General features: G+C 67.6%; 4 protein-coding genes. All 4 read left to right on the top strand.

Annotated elements, in window-relative coordinates; translation table 11 throughout:
* Positions 1-363: ribonuclease HII (locus tag KZA10_RS11970; protein WP_374196585.1), on the top strand; the 363-nt coding region annotated here is incomplete at its 5' end.
* 72 nt (positions 364-435) lie between these two features.
* Positions 436-762: a DUF2469 family protein gene (locus KZA10_RS11965; protein WP_017830719.1), complete on the top strand. Its 327-nt coding sequence runs from the start codon at positions 436-438 to the stop codon at positions 760-762.
* A gap of 128 nt (positions 763-890) precedes the next feature.
* A complete protein-coding gene (locus KZA10_RS11960) occupies positions 891-1253 on the top strand; it encodes a YraN family protein (RefSeq protein WP_017830718.1) in 363 nt (120 codons plus the stop codon).
* The coding region (locus KZA10_RS11955) for a YifB family Mg chelatase-like AAA ATPase (RefSeq protein WP_218682989.1) at positions 1250-2633 on the top strand (1384 nt) is incomplete at its 3' end. The genes KZA10_RS11960 and KZA10_RS11955, both read left to right, overlap by 4 nt.

Here is a 2633-nt window from a genome sequence, read left to right as displayed (position 1 = left end):
CTCGGTCTCGCCGCGTCGCGGGCGGTTCAGGCCGTCGCCGATCAGGGCGCGGCGCTCGACGGTGCTCTCGTCCTGCTCGACGGCAATCACGACTATCTGTCGAAGGTGCATCCCGCCCCGCTCCGGGTGCGTCCGGTGGTCAAGGCCGACCGGGACTGCGCATCGGTCTCGGCGGCATCCGTGATCGCGAAGGTCGCGCGGGACACATACATGACCGAGCTCCACGAGACGGATCCCGCGTATCAGTGGGATCGCAACAAGGGCTACGCCAGCTCCGCGCATCGCGACGCGATCCGGACTGTCGGGCTCTCCCCGCACCACAGGGCATCCTGGGCGATCGCGGACGTGCCCACCCTGTTCTGAGCGGATCGCACCGGCCGTGCCCGAGCGGTCGATGACGCGCCGCGGTGCCTGCGACTCTAGGATGGAGACATCATGGATGAGGAAGCCTTCGACGACTACGACCGCGAGCTCGAGCTGGCACTGTTCCGGGAGTACCGGGATGTGGTGTCGCAGTTCCAGTACGTCGTGGAGACCGAACGCCGGTTCTACCTGGCCAACGAAGTCAATGTCGTCCGTCGGGACACCGAGCATGACTTCTACTTCGAGATCTCGATGACCGACGTCTGGGTGTGGGACATCTACCGTGCCGATCGCTTCGTCAAGGCTGTGCGCGTGCTGACGTTCAAGGACGTCAATGTCGAGGAACTGCAGCGCCGGGAGTTCGAGCTCCCGCAGGAGCTCTCCCTCGACGGCGAGTGACGGTTCCTCTCGGCCCGCCGCCTTCGCACGCCCTCCACACGATCTCGGAGAGCTGACTTCTCCCCAGATGCCGCGGAAGCGGCATCGAATCGCTCCTTTCGGAACGCACCCCGCGTGATGCTGGGCACATGGCAGCGAAGGATGAACTCGGAAGAGCAGGCGAAGAGCGCGCCGCACAGCATCTGAGGGGCAACGGGTACACCGTGCTCGCGCGGAACTGGCGGTGCGCGCAGGGAGAGATCGACATCGTCGCCGCGCGCGACGGTCATCTCGCTGTGGTCGAGGTCAAGACGCGACGGACGACCGCCTACGGCCACCCGTTCGAGGCGATCGACGCCCGTAAGCGACGTCGGCTGTGGCAACTCGCGCAGGCATGGGTCGCGGAGAATCCGGAAGCCGCCCGCGGTCGACGTGTGCGACTCGAAGCCATAGGCATCATCGGACCAGATCCGTCCTCCGGCGCGCTCGAGCATCTCGTGGACATCGCATGACCACCGCGCGCACCTGGGCGGTCGCTCTCACCGGAGTCGACGGGCATCTGGTCGAGGTCGAGGCCGACATGTCGAATCAGACTCCCGAGTTCCGCATCATCGGGCTGCCGGACAAGTCGCTGGGCGAGGCCGTCCAACGCGTGCACAACGCCTGCAAGAACGCCGGATTGGACCTGCCACGGCGACGACTCACGGTGAACCTCTCACCGGCGAGCCTTCCCAAGCACGGGGCCGGATTCGATCTGGGGATAGCCATGGCCTGTCTCGCCGCCGGCGGATCCATCGAGGCGCGTTCGATCGCCGCGACCGTCCACATCGGCGAGCTCGGCCTCGACGGCAGGATCCGTCCCGTTCCCGGCGTGCTTCCCGCAGTTTTCGCCGCGGCGCGAGCCGGATTCGAGACGGTGATCGTGCCTCGGGGTAACGAAGCCGAGGCGCGGCTGGTTCCCGGCGTCGAGATTCGCGCGGCAGCCTCTCTCGCCGAGGTGGCGGTCTGGTATGGCGCCGATGTCGAGGCGCCCGATGTGGAGGCCGTCGAAATCGCATCGGCCGCGCACAGTCGGGGCGACAGCCTCGACCTGGCCGATGTCGTGGGTCAGGACGACGCTGTGGACGCACTCGTGGTCGCAGCAGCCGGTGGTCATCACATGCTTCTGAGCGGCCCCCCGGGAGCGGGGAAGACGATGCTCGCCCGCAGGCTCCCGGGGATACTGCCCGCGCTCGAGGAACAGGAAGCCCTCGAGGTCGCGTCCGTGCGCTCGCTCAGCGGAGAGGCGGTCGTAGCTCTCGATCCGCTTCCGCCGCTCGAAGCGCCGCATCACAGCGCGTCGGTCGCCGCTCTCGTCGGCGGCGGCTCCCGCACCGCGAGACCGGGAGCGATCGCGCGGGCGCACCGCGGCGTGCTGTTCCTCGATGAAGCCGCCGAGTTCTCGCGCGTCGCGCTCGATGCGCTGAGACAGCCGCTCGAGTCGGGGGTGATCGAGGTGCATCGAGCAGGATTCACCGCCACTTTCCCCGCCCGTTTCCAGTTGCTCCTCGCGATGAACCCCTGCCCGTGTGGGAATCATGGTGTTCGCGGTGCCGAGTGCGTCTGCCCTCCCATGTCGATCAGGCGTTACTCCACTCGGTTGTCCGGACCGCTCCGTGATCGCATCGACATCGATCTGCAGGTGAACCGTGTCGCCGCATCGCGAGCGATGGCGGGCAAGAGAGGCGATCTCTCCACGGCGCAGGCGCGTGATCGTGTCGCTGCCGCTCGGGCGCGGGCAGCCTCTCGATGGAACGGAACCCGCTGGCGTCGTAACGGCGATGTTCCGGGCACGTGGTTGCGACAGGGACCGCACCGGCTGCCTGCGGTGACGCGCTCTCCCCTCGATCGCG

The sequence above is a fragment of the Microbacterium sp. BF1 genome (genome assembly GCF_019279095.1).
Lineage (GTDB): Bacteria > Actinomycetota > Actinomycetes > Actinomycetales > Microbacteriaceae > Microbacterium > Microbacterium maritypicum.
The sequence above is the reverse complement of the archived record's forward strand: the minus strand, read 5'-3'. Positions and strand labels throughout refer to the sequence as shown.

What these genes read in the sequence shown, in the direction of transcription:
- KZA10_RS11965 (WP_017830719.1), top strand. Translation starts at nt 436, where the DNA reads ATGGATGAGGAAGCCTTCGACGACTACGACCGCGAGCTCGAGCTGGCA.
- KZA10_RS11960 (WP_017830718.1), top strand. Translation starts at nt 891, where the DNA reads ATGGCAGCGAAGGATGAACTCGGAAGAGCAGGCGAAGAGCGCGCCGCA.